Consider the following 22,583-nt stretch of genomic DNA (forward strand, 5'->3'; position numbering starts at 1 on the left):
GCGGTTACTTCAGGACCGGGGTGTTGGTCTCCGAGGAGAGCCACTTGGTCTGCAGGTCCTCGAGCGTGCCGTCGTCCTTGAGCGTCTTGAGCGCCTTGTCGACCTTGCTCGTGAGCTCCGAGCCCTTCGGCAGGACGAAGCCGAACTGGTCACCCGTGCCGTCGGACGGGAACTGCGCCGACACCGTGCCGTCGTCGAGCTGCGCTGCCGCCATGTAGAACGCCGTCGGCAGGTCCGTGACGATCGCGTCGATCTGGCCCGACTTCAGCGCGAGCACGGCGTCGTCGTTCGAGTTGAAGACCTGCGGGGTGATCCCCAGCACGCTCTTCACGCTGGCGATCGACGTGGACCCGGTGGCGACGCCGATCGCATCCTTCTTGAGCGTGGCGATGCTCGTGTCGTCGACGGCCTTCGAGGTGCTGGTCGTCACCACGGCCTGCGTGGTCGTGTAGTACGCGCTCGACATGTCGACGGCCTTCTTGCGCTTCGCGTCGATCGAGAACTGCTGGACGTTGAGGTCCCAGTCCTTCGGGCCCGGTGCGATCGCGCTGTCGAAGGTGCTGCGCTTCCACACGACGTCGGACTCGGCGTAGCCCAGCTCCTTCGCGACCGCGTAGGCCACGGCGGACTCGAAGCCCTTGCCGGACTCCGGCTTGTTGTCCTCGATCCACGGCGAGTACGCCGGCTCGCCGGTGGCGATCGTCAGCTTGCCGTCGGTGACGGTGCCGTCGTCGTTGCTGCCGCTGCCGGCAGCGCACGACGTCAGGGCGAGGGCGGCGACCGCAGCTGTTGCGACGGCGAGGGTGAAGCGGAGGGATCGGGTCACGGTCGGGCCTTCGTGCGAGGGGGTGGGGGCAGGTCGAAGTGTACTTCGCGCTGGGATACCAACGCGACTCCGGGCGCTCCTCGTGACTCGAACGTCCTCCGCTCTGTCCCGCCGAACGACGACCGCGTCGCGCCGAGCGCACCAGGCGATCAGCCGAGATCTGCAGTCCCAGCCGATCGCGCATCAGCCTCCGATGCCGACCCAACGTCGACGACGCGGGAGGTCACGGCAACGACTTCTCGTCCGGCCAAGAGACGGGTTGCCCAGATCGCTGTCACCGTGCAGTATGTGTGCATCCGGTAACACTTCACCGGCTGCTCAAGGGTGAGAGATGACCAAGAAGAACACATTTTCTGCTGTACTCGTGTCGACCGCAGTCGCGGCTTCAGTGCTGGCTCCCGCCGTCCCGGCACATGCAAGCGATGAACTCCTACGGGCCTCGATCCCGCCACACGTCGTGGTCGATGGGAGCTTTGATCCCGACAGTGAGGTCGTGATGGTCGGCGACGGCCCCACGACCCAGTCCGGTAACTGCAAGGACCGCGCCTTCACGGTGCTACCGGTCATGGGCCAGTCCGTCAACGGCTGCAACGTGATCGGCTGGAACGCCGCAGCGCGGGCCCCGTACAAGTGGTACAAGCACATGGGTACCACCAACCCCTGCATCTGGGGCAAGGGGTTCAACTCCAAGCACGCACCCACCTGGACGGCGATCGGCTGTGGCTCGGGGCAGACGAAGACCGTTGCGTGGGGCAATGTTGCCGGCACCAAGAAGATGAAGGGGCTCACCGCGGTCGGCTGGGCCGGCGTGCAGTGGCAGTGACACGGCACAGCATGCGGCGACGCGGGCTCGGGGTCATCGCCTCGAGCTGCGTCGCCGCAGCTCTTCTGTCGGGTTGCGCATCCGGCGAACTTCGAGCGGCTCCTTCCGGCCCGGCGCCCCGGCCCGACGAGCCTGCGCTCGACGTGGCTTCGATGCAGTCGATCGCTGATCGGCTCCGCGATTCCGTGCCGTGCGAAGACGCCGACGCGTTGCTCGATGACCTTGCCTTCTGGGACGCGATGCGGGGATTCGATTGCTTCAACGGTGGTGATGCAACGTTCGTCCGCGCCTACGCTCACACCGCGTCCGTTCCGCAGACGCTTGAGGACTGGGCCGACACGTTCAACGGGGAACGTGCCGTCGCTCGCGGTGAGAACTGGTACGTGATCGGACCACCTGCCATCGTCGCGGCGTTGGACGCTCCTCCAGACGCGCCGAAGATCGCCGGGGATGCCGGGTCCCCCACGAAGCTGACAGCGGAGCAGGAGTACCTCACCACCTGCACGCAGTTCGTCGCGAGCGAGGGAGAGCGGTACGTGAACCATCCGGGTGGGCGCAACGAGACAGCGGCCCAGTACGACCGGTTGTTCCCGGCCGTCACTGCCGAAGTGCACGCAGCAGTCGACAGCCTCGGCAGGGACCGCATCCGCAAGGTCCCGGACACGGAGCGATGGGTAGCAGCGCTCTCACCGATCGGTCCTCGCCTCAAGGCGAAGTGCGCGACCGCGTACGAGAAGGTGGCCGCCACCGTGAGTCCAGTCGAGGGAAGCCCGTGACGAGCACGTCCAGGCCTGCTTCGGATCGCACCGCGGTCGCGGCCACCGGAACGATCGCATCACTCAGCAGCACCGTCCTGTCCGTCGACAACCTGCTCGGCTTCGGTGGCTCCCACCTGTTCGGCTTCGGCGCGGCGGCGTTCTTCGTCGCGTTGGCGTTGCTCGCTGGATCGGCGTGCATGGTGTTCGCGGTGCGTGCACGTGATCTCGCACCCGGCATCGCCGCCGCATCCGTGGCGGGGTTCGTCGTGACACAGTCGCCGGCTCTCGGCACCGATCTGTGGCTCCCGCTGTCGACCGCGTTGCACGCGCTCGTGCCGCTGGCGTTCGCGGCCGCCGCGCTCGTCACATGGAGCAGATCTCCGATGAAGATGCTGCGCGTGGGGTCGTCGCTCACGGCGATCCTGGCGGTGTCGTGGGCGCTGGGCGGGTTCGTGCCGCTGTGGCTCGAGTTGTTCCTGGCCCTGCAGGCGGCAACGCTGCTCGCAACCACGGCCCTCATGGCTGGCCCGTTGCTTCCATGTGTTGCTGGATTCGTGCGGAACGTCTGGGACAACGCAGCAATCCGCTGACCAACCCTCGCCACTCGACGCCGCGGTCACAGATGTGGTGGGTCAGTCGGCCATCGTGAAGTCCTCGAACGAGAACCCCGGCGACACGAGGCAGCTCAGCAGCACCTCGCCGTCGTTCGGGATCGTCCGCTGCCACACACCACCGCGCACGAAGGCCTGCGCGTCGTTCACCCGGTCACGTCCGGCGTCCGGCCCGAGGGTGATCCGCGCGCCGGGCTCGGGAGCATCGCCGGAGCCGCCGAGTTCGAGCTCGACGGTGTCCGGACCGTGCCACATCCAGATCTCGTCGCTCGTCACCCGGTGCCAGGCCGAGGCCTCGCCCGGGGGCAGCAGGAAGTGGATCAGCGTCGCGGCGGGGCGGTCCCCGCGGGCGTCGTCACCGTGGCCGGCGAGGTCCAGGTGCGGACGTACCAACCGCCCTCGGGGTGCGGCTCCATGCCGAGGGCGATGGCACGCTTCGGCACGTCGAGCCACTCGATCAGTTCGCCGTCGACGGTGCGACGGGCGGCCATGCCGGGGCGGGTGCGGTCTCGGTCATGATTCCTCCACAGGGATGACGGGGCGGGCAGGGCGGTCGGGCGATGACGTGGGCACGCCGGTCAGTGCTCCGTCGACGGCGCGGACGACCCCACGGATGACGGTCGCGGACGCACGCCCGGCACCGTCCTCGACGAGCTCGGCGAGTGCGTCGGGCACGGTCCGGGCGTCGACGTCGAAGACGGCTAGGTCGGCGCGGGCCCCACGGCGAGGTGGCCGATGCGGTCCGGGCCGACGGCGAGTCCCATGGCGTGCGCACCACCGAGGGTGGCCGCCGACAGGAGCCGCTCGTGCAGGTCGCGGTGGCCGTACCCCTGGGCACGGGCGATCCGGTGCAACGCCGTGACGTCGGCCATCAGGTCGAGGGACGGCGACGACGACAGCGAGTCGGTGCCGATGGCGATCGGGCTGCCCTCGCGCAGGTAGTCGGCGACCGGTGGCGGATCGAGGCCGATGACGGCGTTCGAGCGCGGGCACAGTGCGACTGCGGTGCCGCGAGCGCGCAGGAGCGCCCGGTCGGCAGCGGTCATGTAGACGCCGTGCGCGATGTGGCAGTCCGGGCCGAGCACTCCGAGCCGGTCGACGAACGCGGTGGCGCTCGCCCCGAACCCGAGTGCCCGGAGCGCCCGGAACGAGGGCACGTTCGCCAGGTGCCAGTCGTTGCCGTGGCCGACGCCGTCGACGCCGTCGAGTCCGGGGACCGGTCCGAGGGCGATGCGCTCCCCCTCGAAGGCGGCCTCGCCGAGGTGCAGGTGCAGCCGGAGCCCACGCTGCCGGACGATGTCGGGGAGTTCGAGGAGGGGCGCGACCTCGAGCGAGTACGGCGCATGCGGCGACAGACCGGCGCCGGGGTTCGTCGGGATCCGGGCGAGTTCATCGAGCACCTGGTCGCGGCCGTGCGACTGCCAGGCGTCGTTCTCCCAGTCCATGACCTCCCAGTAGGCGATGCCGCCGAGGCCGGCGTCCTCGAGCGCGGTGGAGGCCTCGATGTCGGTGACGATGTCCGCGATGCTCGTGACGCCCGCGCGGATCGAGGCGGCGGCACCAGCGGCTGCTTCGGCCCGCCAGTCGTGCGGTTCGGCGTAGTCCTGGTTGAACGCGGACGCCCAGTCCTCGAAATCGTCGTACTGGCGTCGGCCGACACTGGCCATGCCGGTGTACTGCAGGTGCGAGTGCGCGTTGACGAGGCCCGGCAGGAGAGCTCCGCGCCACTGCCGTTCGGTGAACGTCGCACCCGAGCCGGCGAGCTGGTCGACGACCCAGGACCGGTCGCCGACGTGCAGGATGCGGCCGTCCTGCACGGCGACCGCGCCGTCGGCGATCGGGGGGCGGTCATCGGCACGACGACGCGCGCCGAGTGCACGACGACGGAGTGGTCGGCACGCGGGTGCGCGGCGGTCGGGCGCGCGGTGCTCGGGCGCGACTCGCTCATGCGGAGTCTCCGAAACGACGCGTCCGGACGTCCGGGTCGCGGTCCGCCGGGTGTTCGGCAAGGCGGACGGGAGGAACGGGGCGCGCTCCGAACGCGGCGAGCGCCGCGCGGGCGGTCGCGTCGTCGACCGCGGGATCGATGGGCACGACGGCTCGCTCCAGTTCGTCGCCGCGCTCCAGCAGCATGCGGACGGCCCCGAGCTGCGCGGCGAAGGACAGGTCCATGATCTCGATCGGGTTGCCCTCGGCCGCCGTGATGTTGATGCAGCCGCCGCGATCGAGCACGATCGGTCCGCCCTCGGCGTCGGGGAACACGAGGCGCTCGGCCTTCGGACCCACTGGCCGCAGTCCGGCTCCGGCGGCGCGGGCGTCGTCGAGCGCGACCTCGTGGTCGACCCCACCCGCGACGGCGACGACGGCCCCGTGCGCGCACGAGCGCAGCACGCGCAGGTCGATGGTGTCGGCGACCCCGGTGGCGCTCACCACGAGGTCGGCGGCCTGCACGGCCTCGGCGAGCGGCGCGACGGCGTGGCCGGCGAACAGCGCCTGCAGGGCGCGCACCGGGTCGGTCTCGGCGACCGTGACCCGGAAACCGAGGGCGGCGAGCACCAACGCGACCCCCTCGCCGACGTGCCCGAACCCGGCGACGACCGCCGCGCCTCCCGAGATCACTCGGTGTGTACCGGACGGGAGGCCGTCGACCAGGTCGAGCACGGCGAACACCGTCGACTGCCCGGTGCCGTACCGGTTGTCGAAGAACGTCTTGGTGCGGGCGTCGTTGACGGCGACCACCGGGATGCCGAGCTCGCCCCGCGACGCCATCACGCGCAGGGGCCGGAGGCCGCTCGTGGTCTCCTCGGCCGCGCCGAGCATCGTCGGCAGCAGGTCCGGACGCTCCTGGTGGGCGAGCCGGATGACGTGGGAACCGTCGTCGAGCAGGATGTGCGGCCGGGTGTCGAGCATCGCGAGGGCGAGCGCCTTCTGCTCCGGCAGCGAGGCCGTGCTGCTCGCGTGCACCGTGAGCCCCGCTGCCCGGAGCGACGCGGCCACGGCGTCGTCGGTCTCGTCGGCGTGCGCGTAGACGACGACCTCGGCACCAGCGTCGCGGAGGAGCAGGCTCAGCACCGCCGTCTTCGGCTCGAGGAACATCGCGACGCCGATGCGGGTGCCGCGGAGCAGTCCGCCGTCGCGGAGTTCGGCGGCGACCGCGCGCGAGACGGGCATCGAGCGTCGTGCCCAGCGCAGCCGGGCGTCGGCGGCCGGGTCGTCCTCGGGGTCGCGACCGGTGGAGACGAGGAAGACGTCGTCGGAGAGCATCGGGACGCCGAGCACGCCGGGGCGGGCGGTGACGACGGGACCGAAGGCGTCCTCGTCCACCGCGGGCAGGTGCCGGCCGGCGTCGATCACGATGAGCGTGGCGCCGCGGGGGCGGTCCGCCTCGCGCTCGATGACGAGGGTGGAGTCGTCGGGGGAACCGAGACACCAGAGCTGGTCGATCGGCTCGTGTTCCGCGGCCGGGCGAGCACCGAGGCCGGTGAGCAGGCCGTGCAGTGCCGCGGCGTCGCGGCGGTCGCCACCGACGATGCGGAACCGGCGGGCTGCGACGAGCAGGTTCGTGACCGCGGCGAAGCGTCGGACTGCTGCCGACGCCCAGGATCGCGTCTCGGGGTCGGGTCCTGGCGGCATGCCCCAATCGTAGGGAATGCGCGGGGGTCCGCCGACGTACTCTCTGGGCATGAGCGATGCATCCACGACCGAAGTGTTCGACAAGGTGACGATGTTCGGTGCGGACTGGTGCCGCGACTGCCGCCGGTCCAAGGCGCTGCTCGACACCCTCGGCGTCGACTACGAGTACGTCGACGTCGAGCAGGACCTGTCGGCGGCCGACCGAGCCGAGGCGATCAGCGGCCGGAAGAACATCCCCGTCGTGGTGCTGCCGAACGGCAAGCACTTCGTCGAGCCGTCCGATGCCGAGCTGCGCGCCGAGCTCGAGGCCTCCGGCGCCGTCTGAGCTGCGGCTGGCTCGGCCGAGACTCGGGCGGGGCGCCCCGAGACTCGGGCTGAGCGACTCATCTCGGGGCTCCGAGCCCGAGTTCTGTCGCCCACCCCGAGTCTCGGGGAACGCTGCACCTGCGCGCCGGGCGGACATCGGATGAATCGGGCATCATGGGGGCGTGATCATCGACGCTCACCACCACCTCTGGGACCCCGCCGACCGGCCGTACCCCTGGATGGACGACTCCGTCGCCCCGATCCGCCGCCGGTTCGACGTGGACGACCTCCGCGCAGCGACGCAGGACACCGGCGTGACACGGACCGTCGTGGTGCAGGCCGTGCACGATCCGGGTGAGACCGCCTGGCTCCTCGAGCAGCCCGCCCCCGTCGCGGGCGTCATCGGCTGGGTGGACCTGACCGCGCCGGACGTGGCGGACCGGATCGCCGCCGTCCGTGCGCTCCCGGGCGGCGATCGCCTGGTCGGTATCCGGCACCTGGCGCAGGACGAACCGGACCCGGACTGGCTCGGCCGCCCGGACGTCGCCCGCGGGGTCCGAGCCCTCGCCGGTGCCGGCCTGGTGTTCGACGTCCTCGTCCGAGCGCGGGAGCACGCCGCTGCGCTGGCCCTGGTCGACGCCGTCCCCGACGCATCGTTCGTGCTGGACCACGCCGGCAAGCCGTCCATCGACGGCGGGGACCCGGCCTGGCGCGGACGGATGACCGACCTCGCCGCACGCCCGAACGTGACGTGCAAGGTCTCCGGCCTGTTCACCGAAGCCGGCCCGGACTGGCGCGACCGCCCGGTCGACCGGTACGTGCGAGAGGTGGTGGAGCAGTTCGGTCCCGAGCGGTCGCTGTTCGGCTCGGACTGGCCGGTGTCGACCCTGGCGACCGGGTACGCCGAGGTCGTGCAGCGGACGACGGACGCCCTCGCCGACCTGTCGACGACCGAGCACGACGCCGTCTTCGGCGGCACCGCGGCGCGCATCTACCTTGTCCCGAGGACCACTCAGACATAGGATGTTTATGGCTGCACTGGCGCAGCCGAGAGCGAGGAACGATGCAGTTCGCACGACTCGGCCCGGCGGGGAGCGAGATCCCCGTGGCCATCGACACCGACGGCGAGGTCTTCGACCTCCGCTCGATCACCAGTGACATCAGCGGGGCCTTCCTGGCCTCGGACCCGGTCGGCCGCGTCGACCACGCGCGCAGCGCCGGCGACCTGACGATCATCGGCCGGGACCGGGCCGACGGCATGCGGCGCGGAGCGCCGATCGCACGCCCGGGCAAGGTCGTCTGCATCGGCCTGAACTACCGCGACCACGCCGCCGAGACCGGCGCCGACATCCCCACCGAACCGATCGTGTTCATGAAGGACCCGATGACGGTGATCGGCCCCGACGACGAGGTCCTGATCCCCCGGAACAGCACGAAGACCGACTGGGAGATCGAGCTCGCGATCGTCATCGGCCGCACGGCTCGGTACTGCGAGACCGATGCCGAGGCCGAAGCGTCCATCGCGGGCTACGCGATCGCGAACGACGTGTCCGAGCGGGCGTTCCAGCTCGAACGCGGTGGGCAGTGGGACAAGGGGAAGTCCTGCGAGACCTTCAACCCGCTCGGGCCGTGGCTGGTGACGCCCGGGTCGCTCGCCGCCGCCGGCCTCGACCCCGCGGCACTCGCGCTCCGGCTGACCGTCAACGGCGAGGTCCGGCAGGACGGCACCACCGCCGACATGATCTTCCGTCCTGTGGAGATCGTCCGGTACCTGTCGCAGTTCATGGTGCTGTACCCCGGCGACGTCATCAGCACGGGGACTCCGGCGGGCGTCGCGCTGGCCGGACACGCGCCCTACCTGCAGCCCGGCGACGTCGTCGAGCTCACCGCTGACGGGCTCGGCTCGCAGCGCCAGACGGTCGGAGCAGCCTGATGGCGGACGGCAGCACCGGCGGCACCGGCAGCACCGGCGGCACCGGCTCCGGCCGCTCCGGCCGCACCGGCCGCACCGGCAGCCACGACGGCGTCCGGGCCATCGTCACCGGGGGCGCGTCCGGCATCGGCGCAGCGATCGCCGCCGCCCTGCAGGACCGCGGTGCGACGGTCGCCGTGCTCGACCTCCAGCCGTCGACCGTCGAGGGGTTCCTGTCGGTCACGTGCGACGTCAGCGACGACGCCTCGGTCCGCACCGCCGTCGCCACCGCCGTCGAGCAGCTCGGCGGCCTCGACGTCCTGGTCAACAACGCCGGCATCGGCGCACAGGGCACGGTCGAGGACAACGACGACGACGAGTGGCGCCGCGTGTACGAGGTCAACGTCCTCGGGGCCGTCCGGCTGTCGCGGGCTGCGCTCCCCCACCTGCGGGCATCGGGCAACGCGAGCATCGTGAACACCTGCTCGATCGCCGCCACCGCAGAGCTGCCCCAGCGGGCGCTCTACTCGGCGACCAAGGGTGCGATCGCCGCCCTGACCCGCGCGATGGCCGCCGACCACATCCGCGAGGGCATCCGCGTCAACGCCGTCAACCCCGGTACGGCCGACACTCCGTGGGTCGCGCGGTTGCTGTCCACCGCGGGCGACCCGGCCGCCGAGCGCGCTGCCCTCGAGGCCCGGCAGCCGCACGGTCGGCTCGTGCAGGCGGAGGAGGTCGCCGAGGCGGTCGCCTACCTGACGAGCCCGCTCGCCCGGTCCACGACGGGCGTCGACCTGGCCGTCGACGGCGGGATGCAGGCCCTCCGGCTGCGGCCCGCCTGATGGTCGGGCCGTGACGACCGGGAGGCCCGGCTATCGTCGACCTGTCGGCTCGCGTCCGCGAGCTGGCCGGGATCAGGAGGTGGTGACGTGGCGTCGCTGACCGACGATGCGATCGCACGCATCCAGCAGATGATCGTGAGCGGTGAGCTCCAACCCGGGCAGCGCCTCCCGCCCGAGAAGGAACTGAGCGAGTCGCTCGGCCTGTCCCGGAACAGCCTGCGCGAAGCGGTGAAGGCCCTCGAACTCATCCGCGTGCTCGACGTCCGACGCGGCGACGGCACCTACGTGACGTCGCTGGAACCCGGCGTGCTGCTCGAGGCGGTGTCGTTCGTCGTCGACATGCACCACGACCGGTCACTCGTCGACCTGCTCGAGGTCCGCCGCATCCTCGAGCCCGCGTCCGCCGTCCTGGCGACCGCGCGGGCCTCGGAGCAGCAGATCGACGAGCTCGCCACGCTCATGCAGTCCGTCGGCGAGGACACCGGCGTCGAGGACCTCGTCGCCCACGACCTGCTGTTCCACTCGACGATCGCGGGCATCGGCGGCAACCAGTACCTGTCCGGGCTGCTCGACGCCCTGTCGAGCAAGACCGTGCGGGTGCGGGTCTGGCGCGGGCTGACGCAGAACGGCTCGGTGCAGCGCACCCTCGACGAGCACGCCGCCATCGTGGACGCCATCCGACGCCGGGATCCGCAGCTCGTGCAGGCGCTCGTGGTGTCGCACGTCGAGGGCGTCGAGCGCTGGTTGCGGCGCTCCCTCGACTGAAACCGAGAACGCGTGCAGGTGGATGGGTGTTGTGTCGGTCGTCGGCCCTGACTCCGGCAACCATGCCGCGGCAACCGCACCCACGAGGAGGAAACCGTGCTCGGTCTCATCATCAGCTTGATCATCGTCGGACTCATCGCCGGCGCCATCGCCCGGCTCGTCGTCCCCGGCAAGCAGAACATCTCGATCCCCATGACCATCCTGCTGGGCATCATCGGCTCGTTCGTGGGCGGGTTCCTCGGGTTCCTGATCTTCCAGCACGACCCGATGGACGGCTTCTTCCAGCCGGCCGGCATCATCGGTTCGATCATCGGCGCCATCATCGTGCTGATCATCTACATCCGCTTCTCGGGTCGCAGCGCCAAGACCCGCTAAGCACCAGCACCCCCGCCGGAACCAGGTTCCGGACACAGCACCGCGGAAACGCCTGGTGCGGTGTCCGGAACCTGGTGTCGTTTGGGCAGGTGCAGCCGTTTCGGCAGGGACGTCAGTCGCGCAGCAGGCCCGCTGCGCGGAGGTCGTCCCACAGGGCCTCCGGCACCACGGCCGCGGCCCGGGCGACATTCGAGCGCACCTGCTCGGCGGACTGCACGCCGAGGGCGATCGCGGCGACCGCAGCAGCACGACGCGGGAACGCCAGCGCCGCCTCGGGCAGCGTGACGCCGTGCCGCTCGCAGACGTCGGCGATCGCGTTCGCCCGCGCGACGAGTGCTGCCGGGGCCGTGGCGTAGTCGTACGTCGCGGTGGCGTCCGGCCGGTCCTGCCCGAGCAGTCCCGAGTTGTAGACCCCGACCGCGACGACCGCGACACCGCGCGAGGCGCACCGTGCGACGAGCTCCGCAGCCGGCTGCTCCAGGAGCGTGTACCGCCCCGCGAGCATGACCACGTCGCACAGCCCGGTGGACACCGCGGCGTCGAGGGCCTCGACCGAGTTCGACCCGACGCCGACGGCACGGACCACGCCCTCGTCCCGCAGCTCGGCGAGCGTCGGCAACGCCTGCGTCAGGCCGTCCTCGAGCGAGTACACGTCGGGGTCGTGCAGGTACGCGACGTCGACGTGGTCGAGTCCGAGCCGTCCGAGCGACTCGTCCAGTGACCGCCGCACGCCCGACGGCGACGGGTCCCACTGCCGCACGGTGTCGTTCGGCACCGCGAACCCGCCGGAGGCCAGGTCGTCCCCGTCGCCACGCCCGGGGACGAGCACCCGCCCGACCTTCGTCGACACCAGGAACGAATCGCGCGGACGGTCGGCGAGCGCCGCCCCGAGTCGTCGCTCCGACAGCCCGAGGCCGTAGTGCGGCGCGGTGTCGAACCCGCGCACGCCGGCGTCCCACGCCGCGTCGACGGTGGCACGGGCCTCGTCGTCGGACACCGTCCGCAGCAGGTTGCCGATGCCGGCGCCGCCGAACCAGAACGGGCCGCGGTCGAGGTCGAGGTCCGTCATGCGTCCACCTGGTCCGCCAGGGACCAGACCCGTGGCACGCCGTCGTCGTTCCCCGAGTAGTCGTCGTCGGCCTCGAGCAGCGGGTTGATGGTCTCCTGCCACTCCGCGTTGACCGGGTCGTCGGCGAGCGCCCGGCGCATCGCGCGGTAGTCCTCGACCTCGATGAGGTGGACCAGGTCCTGCCCGTCCCGCCACACCGTCCAGTCGTGCACCCCGGCATCACGCAGCCGGGCCGCGAGCGCGGGCGGGATCGACGCGTGCACGGCGTCGTACGCGGCCTCGTTCCCCGCCCGCAGTCGGGTCCTCGACAGGATGCGCTGCATCAGTCGCGCAGGAACAGTTCGACCACCGGCACGGCGACGTCCGGTCGCACGATCGGCAGCGTGAGCGTCAGCGTCCCCGCCGGCTGCCCGCCGAGCCCGGTGTTCTGCGCACGGGTCCCGGGCGGGATCTCGCGGAAGTGCAGCTCCGACGCGTCGTTGAGCAGCTGGGCGTAGGCGACACGACCGGCCAGGTCGGGCAGGTGCACGTGCTCGAACGGCCACGCGAACAGGTGCAGGTACAGGCGGTTGCCGTTCTGCGTGTACACGGTGTTGCGCGGCGCGACGAACGACGACGGTCCGGCACCGTAGACGGAGCGGGCGTGCTGGTGCATCCACGTCCCGATGCCGTCGAGGGTCTGACGCGACACCCCGTCGAACTCGCCGCGGCCGGTGGGGCCGATGTTGAGCAGCATGTTCCCGTTGTTCGAGACGCCGTCGACGAGCATGCGGACGAGCAGGTCGACGGGCTTGAGGTTCACGTTGTCGCGGTCGTAGCCCCACGACCCGTTGAGCGTCTGGCAGGCCTCCCACGGCACCTGGGCGCCGTCGACCTCCATCGGCTTGTCCGGCTGGTACTGCTCCGGGGTGACGATGTCACCCGGCAGGTCGAGCCGGTCGTTGACGATGATGCCGGGCTGGAGCCGCCTGGTCAGTTCGAGCAGTTCCGAGGACCCCCAGTCGTCGCGACCCTTGCCGCCCCAGATGTCCTCGTGGTCGTTGTCCCGGTACGAGAAGTCGTAGAACAGGTAGTCGACCTGCCCGTAGTCGGTGAGCAGCTCCTCGACCTGCCCGTGCAGGTACTCCCGGTAGCGCGACATGTCGCGGCCCTGGTTGAACGCCTCGATCTCCTCGGGTGAGTCGTCGCGCCGGGGTGCACACCGTCGACGGTGAAGTCCGGGTGGTGCCAGTCGATGAGCGAGTGGTAGAAGCCGACCCGCAGCCCCTCGGCCCGGACGGCGTCGACGAACTCGCGCACGATGTCGCGGCCGAACGGGGTGTTCGTGGACTTGTAGTCGGTGAGCTTGCTGTCCCAGAGGCAGAAGCCCTCGTGGTGCTTCGTGGTGAGCACGACGTACTTCATGCCGGCTTCGCGAGCACGGCGGGCCCAGTCGGCGGCGTCGAACAGGTCGGGGTCGAAGTGGTCGAAGTACTTCTGGTAGTCGGCGTCGGTGATCCGTTCGCGGTTCTTCACCCACTCGTGCCGTGCCGGCAGGGCGTACAGCCCCCAGTGGATGAACATGCCGAACCGGTCGTGGGTGAACCAGGCGGGCAGGCCGCTCGCGTCGGTCGCGGTCTGCGGCTCTGCAGGTGCGGTGATGGTCATGAGGCCAGTGTTCCTTTCAGAGGGGAGGGTGTCACCGGCCGCCGAGGCCGCTGGTGACGATGCCCTTGACGAGGTGCTTCTGCAGCAGGACGAGCAAGATCACGGTGGGCAGCATCGAGATCACCGACGCCGCCATCACGAGGTTCCACTCGGAGCCCTGCTGGCCGAAGAACTGCTGCAGGCCGAGCGGGATGGTGCCACGGGCCTCGACGTCGTTGACGATGACGAGGGCCAGAGGAACGAGTTCCAGTACGAGATGAACGAGAACACCGCGAGGACGGCCATGGTCGGTCGGGCGAGCGGCATCATCACCGAGAAGAAGGTCCGGACCGCGCCGGCCCCGTCGACCCGGGCGGCGTCGTCGAGTTCCTGCGGCACGGTCAGGAAGAACTGCCGGACCAGGAACGCGCCGAGGGCTGTGAACGCCCACGGGATGATGAGTGCCTGGAACGTGTCGACCCAGCCGAAGCCCTGCATCATCACGTACATCGGGATGACGAGGACGTCCTGCGGGATCATCAACGTCACGAGGAACAGCAGGAACACCGTGTTCCGGCCGCGCCAGCGCAGCCGGGAGAACGCGTACCCGGAGAGCACGGCCACGGCGACGTTGATCGCCGTCCCGACCGCCGCGACGAACACGCCGTTGAGGATGAAGCGGGCGAACGGCAGGTAGGTGAACGCCTGCACGTAGTTGTCCCACTCGAGCGAGCGGCCCCAGAGGGTCGGCGGGGTGGTGAACACCTGGTCGGCGGGCTTCAGGCTCGTCGCGACCATGTAGATGAGCGGCGAGACGAACAGGAGCGTGACGAGGCAGAGCAGGGCGTACCCGATCGCGTGCCGGACCCGCCCCGGTCGTGGCGCGGACTTCGTCCTGGCGACGGCTCGGGGGTTGACCGTCCGGTTCGACGTGGTGGCACCGACGTGCCCGCGGACCGCTTCACTCATAGTGCACCCACCGCTTCTGCCCGAGGAACTGGACGGCCGTGATCCCGAGGATGATGACGAACAGCACCCAGGCGCCGGCCGAGGCCAGACCGAGCTGCTGGTTCTGGAAGCCGGTGTTGTAGATGTACTGCACGAGGGTCTCCGTCGCGGTGCCCGGCCCGCCCTTGGTCAGGACGAACGGCTGCACGAACACCTGGAACGAGGTGATCAGCGTCATCATCGTCGCGAAGAACACCGACGGCGAGATGAGCGGGAACTTGATGGCCCAGAAGGTCTGCCAGGCGTTCGCGCCGTCGAGCTGCGAGGCCTCGATCTGGTTCTCCGGCACGGCGTCGAGCGCCGCCGAGAAGATCAGCATGTTGTAGCCGAAGCCCTGCCAGACGCTCATCGCGACGATGGCGAGCATCGCCCAGTGCTCATCGGCGAGGAAGTTCGGCGCGTGCACGCCCACGGTGGACTGCAGTGACGCGTCGATCGCCCCACCGGGCTGGTACAGCATCCGCCAGACCACGACGTTCGCGACGATCGGCGTGATGGTCGGGATGAAGAACAGGACGCGGAAGACGTGCCGGCCGGCGATCCGCGGTGTCAGCCAAGCGGCGAGCCCGAGCGACACGACGAGGTTGAGGGGCACGTAGAGCACCACGAACAGCGCCGTGTTGAGGGCGACGGTGCGGAAGACCGGGTCGGCGAAGAGCCGGGCGTAGTTCTCGATGCCGGCCCAGCTGCGCTCGCCGAGCATGGGCCAGTTCATGAAGCTGACGACGAGTGAGGCGATGATGGGGAACGCCGTGAAGACGACGAGTCCGATCGAGTGCGGTGCCGCGAACGCGGCACCCCACCAGGAGCGGCGCCCGAGCGCGCTCGTGTCCTCGCCGTCCTTCCGCCGCGGGGTCGCGGCTCCGACCGCGACCGCGGTCGCGACCGCGGGGACGGCCGCTTCGGCCGGTGGGTCCTGGATGGTGGTCATACGACGACCTCCTCGTCGTTCGCGCGGTCCTGAACAGGGGATGGATCGGACGGGAGGCCCGTGGCGGGGCCGCAACGGGCCTCCCGTCCGATCACTGGTTCAGCTGGTCACTGCGTGCCGAGCTGGCCGGCGATGGAGGACATCGACTCCTTGCCGGAGGTCTGCCCGTTCACCGCCTGCAGCGCGTACTGCGTGAACAGCTGTGACAGCTGGTCGCTCTGCTTGTTCCCGAGGAGCGGCGAGGACTTCGCGAGTCCCGCCTTGAGCGCGGCCTCGGCACCGTCGATGCCGGCGCTCGAGTACCACGCCGACTGGGCAGCGGTGCGGCCGGGGAAGGCTCGTCCCGCTTCGGCGAGCGACGTCAGGACCTTCTCGCTGGTCATCGTCTGGACGGCCTTGAACGCCTGCTCCGGGTACTTGCACTGCTTCGAGACACCGAAGCCGGAGCCGGCGGCGAAGGTCGACGGACCGGACGTCCCCGCGGGGAGCGTCGTGACCCCGAGGTCGAACTTCACCTTGGCCTTCTGGCTGATGAGCGACCACGGACCGTCCGTGTACATCGCGACCTTGCCGGCGGCGAAGTCGTTGCCCGGCGTCGACGAGTCCGACGACGCCTGCGTCGCGTAGCCCTTCTTCACCAGTGTCGAGAGCCAGTCGAGGCCGTCCGCGAACTTCGCGTTCGACGCGTCGAGCTCACCGTCGGACGTGATCACCCGGCCACCGTTGTAGCCGTAGACCATCGACTCGAGGTTGAGGTCGCCGACCGTCGAACCGAACATCGTGATGCCCTTCGCCTTGAGCGCGGCACCCGCCGCCTCGAAGTCGTCGACGGTCCACCCCGGCTTCGGCTCGGCCACCCCGGCCTTCGTGAAGACGTCCTTGTTGTAGAACATCATGATGGGGCCGGTGTCGTAGGGCAGGCCGTAGAGCTTCCCGTCGACCTTCATGCCGTCGAGCGCGGTGCTGTCGAACGCGGACAGGTCGGTGCCGTCCTTCTTCGCGAGGTCGTCGAGTGGCAGCAGCGACGACGTGTAGTTCGCGGTGCGGAGCGACTGCATGCTCACGACGCACTGGGCGCCGCCCGCACTCAACTGCGTGCTGAGCTTCGTGAAGTAGTTCTCGAACGGCGCGCCCTGGATCGTCAGGGTGATGTCGTCCTCGGTCTTCACGGTGTCGGCGACCTTCTGCCAGGCGGCCTTGTCCTCCTTCCCGGCGATCCACATGGACCAGGTCAGGGCGTCCTTCGACTGGCTTCCGCCGGCACTGCTGCCGGAGGAACAGCCGGTGAGCACGAGGGCCGCGGCAGCTGCTGCCGCGAGCCCGGTGATGATGCGTCGTCGTTGCATCGGAGTCTCCACTTCGTCGTGGTGATGGGGTGTGTGGGGTGGTGGGATCAGGCGACGCGGACCGCGTCGGGGACCGTCTCGGTGTCGACCACGGCCCAGGCCGGGCCGTCCGGGAACGCGTAGGCGTCGAGGGAGTCGGCGAGCATCTCGGTGCCGGCTCCCGGAGCGGTCGGCGGCCAGTAGCGGCCGTCGTGGACGTCCACCGGGGTCACGAAGTGCTCGTGCAGGTGGTCGACGAACTCGATGCAGCGGGTGTCGAGGTCGCCCGTCAGCGCCACGGCGTCGAACATCGACAGGTGCTGCACCGCCTCGCAGAGGCCGACCCCGCCGGCGTGCGGGCACACCCGGACGCCGTGCTTCGCGGCGAGCAGCAGGATCGCGAGGTTCTCGTTGACCCCCGCGACCCGGGTGGCATCGATCTGCAGCACGCTCATCGCGCCGGCCTGGATGAGCTGCTTCGCGATCACCCGGTTGGCCATGTGCTCGCCGGTCGCGACCGGGATCGGGGCGATGCGCCGGGCGATCTCGGCGTGCCCGAGGACGTCGTCGGGGCTCGTCGGTTCCTCGACCCAGGCGAGGTCGAACGGGCGCAGCCGCTCGATCCAGGTCACGGCCTCGTCCACGTCCCAGCGCTGGTTGGCATCGACCGCGATCCGGATGTCCGGGCCGACCGTGGTGCGGGCGATGCCCATCCGGCGGACGTCCTCGTCGATGTCGCCGCCGACCTTGAGCTTGATCTGGATGAACCCCTCGTCGACGGCTTCGCGGCAGAGGCGCGCCAGCTTCTCGTCGTCGTAGCCGAGCCAGCCCGGGGTGGTCGTGTACGCCTGGTAGCCCTGCGCTTCGAGCCGGGCCCGCCGGGTCGCACGGTGCGGTTCGGCGGCGCGGAACAGCTCGAGCGCCTCGGCCGGGGTGATCGCGTCGGTGAGGTACCGGAAGTCCACCAGGTCGACGAGCTCCTCGGGGCTCAGGTCGGCCAGCAGCGCCCACAGCGGCTGCCCCGCGCGCTTCGCCCGGAGGTCCCAGAGCGCGTTCACCACGGCGCCGATCGCCATGTGCATCACGCCCTTCTCCGGGCCGAGCCAGCGCAGCTGCGAGTCGTGGACCATCGCACGCCAGGTGCCGCCCATGTCGGCGAGGACCGCTTCGGCGTCGGCACCGACGACGATGCCCACGCAGGGCGGCGATCGCGGCTTCCTGCACCTCGTTGCCGCGGCCGATCGTGAACACGAAGCCCGTACCGACGTGTCCGTCCAGGGCGTCGGTCGTGATCTCGACGTACGCGGCGGAGTAGTCGGGAGCGGGGTTCATGGCGTCGGATCCGTCGTGCTCCCGAGAGGTCGGGAAGCGGATGTCGCGCACGTGCAGACCGGTGATGCGGCTCATTCGTGTCTCCTGCCGTCCGGTCTCCGTCGACCGAACGAGGCAATCAAAACATCGGATGTCTCGCACGTCAAGAGAACTCTTCGTCACGTTCTGGTCTCGAACGGGGCCGAGTCGTCGGATGGCTGCGCGTCGCGTCGGTGTGGATTGCGGCGGCGTGGCCGATCCGCGAAAGCGACAGATCCCCGCCAGCTGTTCGCGGGATCTGTCGCGCTCGCGGCACTGTCGACAGTGGAGCGCGCGCATCTGTCGCTTCGGCGGGGCGACCGGACCAGGGACGGGAGGCGCGGTGCGGGTCGGACCCGCACCGTCCCTCCGGACACGGCCGCCGCGCCGCTGGCGCGTCGCGTCGGTACCGGCCGGTGGGGCCCACCTCCCGTCCGTGGTCGCGTCTCAGGCGGCGGCGAGTCGGCCCATCTCGGCCACCACGCCGCGGAGGCGGTCCGCCAGCTCGTCGCGCGAGCCGTCGGCGAAGCGGTGTGCCGACTCGATGAGCGCCGCCATGACGAGCGTCACCGCGGTCCGTGCGGCGTCCACGTCGGTGCGCTCGGCGGCGACGGTGAACACGGCGAGCCGGGCACGCGCCATCCACTGCAGCATCGCGGGCACCATCTCCGGTCGCGCCTGCACGAGTTCCTTCATGCGCCGGCGGTCCGCTGGCAGTGTCACCGTCCGGGCGACGAGGTCGCAGAGGTCCGACACGAGCGGGCCCTCCGCGGTGAGGAACGCATGCCGTGCCGCCTCGGGCACCGAACTCTCGGGGAGCCCGAGTGCCGCGTCGCCCTTCGACGGGAAGTAGTTGAAGAAGGTGCGGGGCGAGACGCCGGCGTCCGCGCAGATCTCCTCGACCGTGACACCGGCCAGGCCCCGGTCGGAGACCAGCGCCAGCGCGGCCTGGTGGATCGCGTGCCGGGTCTGCTGCTTCTTGCGTTCCCGCAGGCCACTGTCGCCTGCCGGGTGCGATTCGATCGTGCTCACTGCTGCTCCTGGTGCGGGTCGGGGCCTCCCGTCTGGTGACGAGAGGCCCCGGTGGCCGGTCCTACGCGCGGTCCCGCTGCACGGGGATCGATCCGGTGACGGGGGCCGTGGGCGACCCCATCGTGTCGGCCGCCTTGACCGCCTGCACCTCGAGGTCGTCGGCGGTGCCGGCCTGGTCGGCCTGCTCCTGCAGGGCCGAGCTCTTGCGGAGCGGCGGCGCCTTGAAGAACCAGCTGAGGATGAACGCCAGCAGGATCACGGCGAAGCCGACCCAGTAGACGGTCACGGCCGACGCGTTGAAGCCGGTCATGAACGGCTTGGTCAGCGCCGGTGTCGCACCGTTGAGGTAGGACGTGTCGCTCGTCTCGCTGCTCGAGCTGCTGCCGTCGCCGGCTCCCTTGTCGATCTGCTTCGACAGTTCGGGGGCGAGCTCACCGACCCAGTACGAGCGCTGCGAAGCGTCGGACCAATCGACCACGAGCTTGCCGTCCTGCACGCTGGCGTGCGCCTTGTCGGCTGCGGCGGTGAGGGCCTGCTGCTGCACGGCCTCCGGGGCGCCGGCCGTGGCCGTGGTCACCTGCGTCGTGGCCTGGTCGAGGCCGGACTGCACCTGCGACTTCACCGGGGTGACGATCGGGTTCCAGATCTGCTCCATGACGCCCGCGTTCGCCTTCGCCGTGGCGACGGTCGGGTTCAGGGCGGCGTCGAGCGCACCGGACAGGTTCTTCTGGTCCGCGGTGGCGTGCAGGATGTTCGCCGGCATGATCGAGAACAGGATGCTGAGCAGCACCGCCGTACCGAGCGTTCCACCGATCTGGCGGAAGAACGTGGCGGAGGACGTCGCCACACCCATGTCCCGCGGCTGGACGGAGTTCTGCGAGGCGAGGGTGATGCTCTGCATGAGCTGGCCGAGGCCGAGGCCGATCAGGAACATGCCGATCATCAGGAACCAGAGCGGCTTGTCGATCGTCATGAACGTCAGGACGACGTAGCCGACCGAGACCAGGGCCGTGCCGATCACCGGGAAGATCCGGTAGCGACCGGTGCGGGCGACGATCTGTCCCGAGGCGATCGAGGCGATCATCAGACCACCGATCATCGGCAGGGTCGCGAAGCCGGACTCGGTCGGGGTCAGCCCCGTGACGATCTGCAGGTACAGCGGGATGGTCAGCATGGCGCCGAACATCGCGAAGCCGACCAGGAACCCGAGGATCGTGGCCATCGAGAACGTGCCCGAGCGGAAGAGCTTGAGCGGGATGATCGCGTCGTCCTTCATCAGGGTCTCGATCACCAGGAAGGCGACGAGCCCGAGCGCACCGATCACGTAGCAGGCGATGGCACCGGCCGAACCCCAACCCCAGGTGCGGCCCTGTTCGGCCACGAGCAGGAGCGGGACGAGTGTCGCGATGACCGAGGTGGCACCCCACCAGTCGATGCGCGGCTTCGCCTTGGCGTCACCGAACTTCGGCAGGTGCAGGAAGGCGATGACCATCAGGAGCGCCGCGACGCCGATCGGCACGTTGATCAGGAAGACCCAGCGCCAGCCGGTGACACCGAGGATCGTGCTCGCGCCGGCGAACAGGCCGCCGATGAGCGGGCCGATGACGGACGAGATGCCGAAGACCGCGAGGAAGTAGCCCTGGTACTTGGCGCGCTCACGCGGGGCGAGGATGTCACCCATGATCGCGAGCGGCAGCGACATCAGCGCACCGGCGCCGATGCCCTGGAAGGCACGGAACGCGGCGAGCATGATCATCGAGGTCGACATCGTCGAGAGCAGCGAGCCGAGGATGAAGACCGCGATGCCGAAGATGTAGAGCGGACGGCGGCCGAAGACGTCGGAGAGCTTGCCGTAGATCGGCGTCGTGATGGTCGACGCGATCAGGTACGCGGTGGTGACCCAGGCCTGCTGGTCGAGACCGTGCAGGTCGTCGCCGATGGTGCGGATCGCGGTGCCGACGATCGTCTGGTCGAGCGACGACAGGAACATGCCGGCCATGAGGCCGTAGATGACGAGCAGGATCTGACGGTGCGACATGATCGGCTTGCCCGGCGTGCTGGCCGGGGAGTCGTGTCGTCCGCGCGACACCTCGACGGGTGCGGTGGCAGTAGACATGGGGGTCCTTCAGGGGTGCGTGGTGGTCGTCGTGCGGGCAAGGGACGCCGGAGCGTGTGTGGCGGGCCGTCGAACGGCGGGTCAAACTTGCAGACGCTGCAACTTTACATCACGAGCACGTTTGCCGCCAGCGCAAACTTGCCATCCGTGCACGTTCGTGAACGGCTTCTCAGGTAGCGTCGTCGGGCATGGGGCGAACTGCGTGGACGGACGTGCCGGCGGTCCTGCGCGACCGGGTGGAACAGACCCTCGGCGGAGCGGTGACGGACACTGAGTCCCAGACCGCCGGGTGGTCGCCGGGGAGTGCCGACCGTGTGGTCACGGCGACGGGGCGACGGGCGTTCGTCAAGACGGTCTCGCGATCGCGGAACGCCGATGCCTTCGCCCTGCACCGCCGGGAAGCCCGCGTGGTGGCGCAGCTGCCGTCGACCGTGCAGGCGCCGCCCCTGCTGGACGCCTTCGATGCCATCGTGGACGGCGACGAGTGGGTCGTCCTGGTCCTCGACGACATCGAGGGCAAGCACCCCGGGGCAGCACTCGACGGCAGGGACACCGCGGCGGTGCTCGATGCGCTGGACACCCTGCCGTCGGCGACGAGCGACCTCGGCACGCTCCCCGGATCGCCGACGACCTGCGCCACGAGTTCGGCGCCTGGGACCGGATGCTCGGCGACCCCACCCTGTCCGACCGGGTCGCCGAGGTCGTTCCGGCGCACGTGCTCGCCGCCGGCCCCGAGTTCGCCCGCACCGCCGCCCGGGCAGCGACCCTCGTCGACGGCGAGCACCTCGTGCACGCCGACTGCCGTGCCGACAACCTGCTCGTCGACCGCTCCGGGGTCGTCTGGGTCGTGGACTGGCCGTGGGCGAGCATCGGTGCGCACTGGCTCGACCCGCTGACCTACCTGATCGACACACTCGTCCGCGGCGAGGACACCGACGTCGAGCACCACCTCGCCACCCACCCGGTGTTCACCGGTGTGCCCGCCACCACGGTCGACGCCGTGCTCGCCGGTCTCGCCGGTCTGTTCTTCGAGCACGCCCTGCCCCCGGCACCGCCGAACATGCCGACCATCCGTGACTTCCAACGGCTCGAGGGTCTGGCCGCTGCGGAGTGGCTGCTCCGCCGGTGGGACACGACACCGCACTGACGACGAACGACAGGCGTCGGGTACCCCGTCTGTCCAGCAAGCGCGGCACCACGGAGCGTACGGTCCCCCGCATGACTGATGAGCACCGCACTCCGCGTCCCGAAGACGACGCCGCGCGCCTCGGTCTC

21 protein-coding genes and 3 pseudogenes are annotated in these 22,583 nt (G+C 70.2%); 10 read left to right on the top strand and 14 right to left on the bottom strand.

Annotated elements, in window-relative coordinates; genetic code table 11:
• Positions 1-4: 4 nt before the first annotated feature.
• On the bottom strand, positions 5-826 hold the full coding sequence (locus tag ACZZ0J_RS10070) for an ABC transporter substrate-binding protein (protein WP_463436623.1): 822 nt from the start codon (positions 824-826) through the stop codon (positions 5-7).
• 331 nt (positions 827-1,157) lie between these two features.
• Here ACZZ0J_RS10070 and ACZZ0J_RS10075 point away from each other — a divergent pair, with 331 nt between their 5' ends.
• The 3 genes from ACZZ0J_RS10075 (at position 1,158) to ACZZ0J_RS10085 (ending at position 2,997) form a co-directional block, all read left to right on the top strand.
• Positions 1,158-1,649: a hypothetical protein gene (locus tag ACZZ0J_RS10075; RefSeq protein ID WP_463436625.1), complete on the top strand. Its 492-nt coding sequence runs from the start codon at positions 1,158-1,160 to the stop codon at positions 1,647-1,649.
• A gap of 152 nt (positions 1,650-1,801) precedes the next feature.
• Positions 1,802-2,425 carry a hypothetical protein gene (locus ACZZ0J_RS10080; protein WP_463436627.1) on the top strand — a complete coding sequence of 208 codons (624 nt, stop codon included), beginning with the start codon at positions 1,802-1,804 and terminating at the stop codon, positions 2,423-2,425.
• On the top strand, positions 2,422-2,997 hold the full coding sequence (locus ACZZ0J_RS10085) for a hypothetical protein (RefSeq protein WP_463436629.1): 576 nt from the start codon (positions 2,422-2,424) through the stop codon (positions 2,995-2,997). The genes ACZZ0J_RS10080 and ACZZ0J_RS10085 overlap by 4 nt, the downstream gene beginning before the upstream one ends.
• Before the next feature lie 42 nt (positions 2,998-3,039).
• On the opposite strand, the pseudogene ACZZ0J_RS10090 reads toward ACZZ0J_RS10085, so the two are convergent.
• The 4 genes and pseudogenes from ACZZ0J_RS10090 to ACZZ0J_RS10105 form a co-directional block, all read right to left on the bottom strand.
• Positions 3,040-3,509 (bottom strand): annotated as a pseudogene (locus ACZZ0J_RS10090) (cupin domain-containing protein).
• A 22-nt stretch (positions 3,510-3,531) separates the two neighbouring features.
• Positions 3,532-3,693 (bottom strand): hypothetical protein, encoded by a 162-nt coding sequence (locus ACZZ0J_RS10095; RefSeq protein ID WP_463436631.1) that lies wholly within the window; start codon positions 3,691-3,693, stop codon positions 3,532-3,534.
• Between the two features lie 26 nt (positions 3,694-3,719).
• Positions 3,720-4,835, bottom strand: a complete 1,116-nt coding sequence (locus ACZZ0J_RS10100; protein ID WP_463436633.1) for an amidohydrolase family protein — start codon at positions 4,833-4,835, stop codon at positions 3,720-3,722.
• Positions 4,836-4,962: 127 nt separating this feature from the next.
• Entirely contained in the window at positions 4,963-6,651 is a 1,689-nt protein-coding gene (locus tag ACZZ0J_RS10105) for an adenosylhomocysteinase (RefSeq protein ID WP_463436635.1), read from the bottom strand.
• A gap of 49 nt (positions 6,652-6,700) precedes the next feature.
• Here ACZZ0J_RS10105 and ACZZ0J_RS10110 point away from each other — a divergent pair, with 49 nt between their 5' ends.
• The 6 genes from ACZZ0J_RS10110 (at position 6,701) to ACZZ0J_RS10135 (ending at position 10,851) form a co-directional block, all read left to right on the top strand.
• Positions 6,701-6,976 carry a glutaredoxin family protein gene (locus ACZZ0J_RS10110; protein WP_123340820.1) on the top strand — a complete coding sequence of 92 codons (276 nt, stop codon included), beginning with the start codon at positions 6,701-6,703 and terminating at the stop codon, positions 6,974-6,976.
• Positions 6,977-7,139: 163 nt separating this feature from the next.
• Positions 7,140-7,979, top strand: coding sequence for an amidohydrolase family protein (locus tag ACZZ0J_RS10115; RefSeq protein WP_463436637.1), 840 nt, complete (start codon positions 7,140-7,142; stop codon positions 7,977-7,979).
• Positions 7,980-8,020: 41 nt separating this feature from the next.
• Complete coding sequence (locus ACZZ0J_RS10120; RefSeq protein ID WP_463436639.1) at positions 8,021-8,890, top strand: fumarylacetoacetate hydrolase family protein; 870 nt, start codon at positions 8,021-8,023, stop codon at positions 8,888-8,890.
• Positions 8,890-9,711 (top strand): SDR family NAD(P)-dependent oxidoreductase, encoded by an 822-nt coding sequence (locus tag ACZZ0J_RS10125; protein ID WP_463436641.1) that lies wholly within the window; start codon positions 8,890-8,892, stop codon positions 9,709-9,711. Before ACZZ0J_RS10120 ends, ACZZ0J_RS10125 begins: the two co-directional genes overlap by 1 nt.
• Before the next feature lie 87 nt (positions 9,712-9,798).
• On the top strand, positions 9,799-10,476 hold the full coding sequence (locus tag ACZZ0J_RS10130) for a FadR/GntR family transcriptional regulator (RefSeq protein WP_111086323.1): 678 nt from the start codon (positions 9,799-9,801) through the stop codon (positions 10,474-10,476).
• 96 nt (positions 10,477-10,572) lie between these two features.
• Positions 10,573-10,851, top strand: a complete 279-nt coding sequence (locus tag ACZZ0J_RS10135; protein WP_123312075.1) for a GlsB/YeaQ/YmgE family stress response membrane protein — start codon at positions 10,573-10,575, stop codon at positions 10,849-10,851.
• A gap of 112 nt (positions 10,852-10,963) precedes the next feature.
• Here the strand turns inward: ACZZ0J_RS10135 and ACZZ0J_RS10140 are convergent, their stop codons facing one another.
• The 9 genes and pseudogenes from ACZZ0J_RS10140 to ACZZ0J_RS10180 form a co-directional block, all read right to left on the bottom strand.
• Positions 10,964-11,920, bottom strand: a complete 957-nt coding sequence (locus ACZZ0J_RS10140; RefSeq protein WP_463436645.1) for an aldo/keto reductase — start codon at positions 11,918-11,920, stop codon at positions 10,964-10,966.
• Positions 11,917-12,243: an L-rhamnose mutarotase gene (locus tag ACZZ0J_RS10145; protein WP_111086326.1), complete on the bottom strand. Its 327-nt coding sequence runs from the start codon at positions 12,241-12,243 to the stop codon at positions 11,917-11,919. The genes ACZZ0J_RS10140 and ACZZ0J_RS10145 overlap by 4 nt, the downstream gene beginning before the upstream one ends.
• Positions 12,243-13,567, bottom strand: a pseudogene (locus tag ACZZ0J_RS10150) (alpha-L-fucosidase). Before ACZZ0J_RS10150 ends, ACZZ0J_RS10145 begins: the two are co-directional and overlap by 1 nt.
• 135 nt (positions 13,568-13,702) lie before the next feature.
• On the bottom strand, positions 13,703-14,515 hold the full coding sequence (locus tag ACZZ0J_RS10155) for a carbohydrate ABC transporter permease (RefSeq protein ID WP_463436648.1): 813 nt from the start codon (positions 14,513-14,515) through the stop codon (positions 13,703-13,705).
• Positions 14,508-15,485, bottom strand: a complete 978-nt coding sequence (locus ACZZ0J_RS10160; RefSeq protein WP_071292242.1) for a carbohydrate ABC transporter permease — start codon at positions 15,483-15,485, stop codon at positions 14,508-14,510. The genes ACZZ0J_RS10155 and ACZZ0J_RS10160 overlap by 8 nt, the downstream gene beginning before the upstream one ends.
• Positions 15,486-15,592: 107 nt before the next feature.
• Positions 15,593-16,831 carry an ABC transporter substrate-binding protein gene (locus tag ACZZ0J_RS10165; protein WP_250900124.1) on the bottom strand — a complete coding sequence of 413 codons (1,239 nt, stop codon included), beginning with the start codon at positions 16,829-16,831 and terminating at the stop codon, positions 15,593-15,595.
• Positions 16,832-16,878: 47 nt separating this feature from the next.
• A pseudogene (locus tag ACZZ0J_RS10170) lies at positions 16,879-18,217 on the bottom strand (enolase C-terminal domain-like protein).
• Between the two features lie 390 nt (positions 18,218-18,607).
• Entirely contained in the window at positions 18,608-19,192 is a 585-nt protein-coding gene (locus ACZZ0J_RS10175) for a TetR/AcrR family transcriptional regulator (protein ID WP_463436652.1), read from the bottom strand.
• Between the two features lie 61 nt (positions 19,193-19,253).
• Entirely contained in the window at positions 19,254-21,308 is a 2,055-nt protein-coding gene (locus tag ACZZ0J_RS10180) for an MDR family MFS transporter (RefSeq protein WP_194647549.1), read from the bottom strand.
• Positions 21,309-21,969: 661 nt separating this feature from the next.
• Between ACZZ0J_RS10180 and ACZZ0J_RS10185 the strand changes: the two genes are divergently transcribed.
• The gene (locus ACZZ0J_RS10185; protein ID WP_463436654.1) at positions 21,970-22,455 is read left to right on the top strand and encodes a hypothetical protein; all 486 of its coding nucleotides are present in this window, start codon (positions 21,970-21,972) and stop codon (positions 22,453-22,455) included.
• The last annotated feature ends 128 nt before the right edge of the window (positions 22,456-22,583 follow it).

The organism is Curtobacterium sp. AC272, from assembly GCF_979258155.1.

Bases quoted from the DNA above. Each gene is read 5' to 3' on its own strand.
- ACZZ0J_RS10075 (WP_463436625.1), top strand. From the start codon at position 1,158: ATGACCAAGAAGAACACATTTTCTGCTGTACTCGTGTCGACCGCAGTC.
- ACZZ0J_RS10080 (WP_463436627.1), top strand. From the start codon at position 1,802: ATGCAGTCGATCGCTGATCGGCTCCGCGATTCCGTGCCGTGCGAAGAC.
- ACZZ0J_RS10105 (WP_463436635.1), bottom strand. From the start codon at position 6,651: ATGCCGCCAGGACCCGACCCCGAGACGCGATCCTGGGCGTCGGCAGCA.
- ACZZ0J_RS10110 (WP_123340820.1), top strand. From the start codon at position 6,701: ATGAGCGATGCATCCACGACCGAAGTGTTCGACAAGGTGACGATGTTC.
- ACZZ0J_RS10120 (WP_463436639.1), top strand. From the start codon at position 8,021: ATGCAGTTCGCACGACTCGGCCCGGCGGGGAGCGAGATCCCCGTGGCC.
- ACZZ0J_RS10125 (WP_463436641.1), top strand. From the start codon at position 8,890: ATGGCGGACGGCAGCACCGGCGGCACCGGCAGCACCGGCGGCACCGGC.
- ACZZ0J_RS10140 (WP_463436645.1), bottom strand. From the start codon at position 11,920: ATGACGGACCTCGACCTCGACCGCGGCCCGTTCTGGTTCGGCGGCGCC.
- ACZZ0J_RS10145 (WP_111086326.1), bottom strand. From the start codon at position 12,243: ATGCAGCGCATCCTGTCGAGGACCCGACTGCGGGCGGGGAACGAGGCC.
- ACZZ0J_RS10155 (WP_463436648.1), bottom strand. From the start codon at position 14,515: ATGAGTGAAGCGGTCCGCGGGCACGTCGGTGCCACCACGTCGAACCGG.
- ACZZ0J_RS10160 (WP_071292242.1), bottom strand. From the start codon at position 15,485: ATGACCACCATCCAGGACCCACCGGCCGAAGCGGCCGTCCCCGCGGTC.
- ACZZ0J_RS10165 (WP_250900124.1), bottom strand. From the start codon at position 16,831: ATGCAACGACGACGCATCATCACCGGGCTCGCGGCAGCAGCTGCCGCG.
- ACZZ0J_RS10180 (WP_194647549.1), bottom strand. From the start codon at position 21,308: ATGTCTACTGCCACCGCACCCGTCGAGGTGTCGCGCGGACGACACGAC.
- ACZZ0J_RS10185 (WP_463436654.1), top strand. From the start codon at position 21,970: ATGCTCGGCGACCCCACCCTGTCCGACCGGGTCGCCGAGGTCGTTCCG.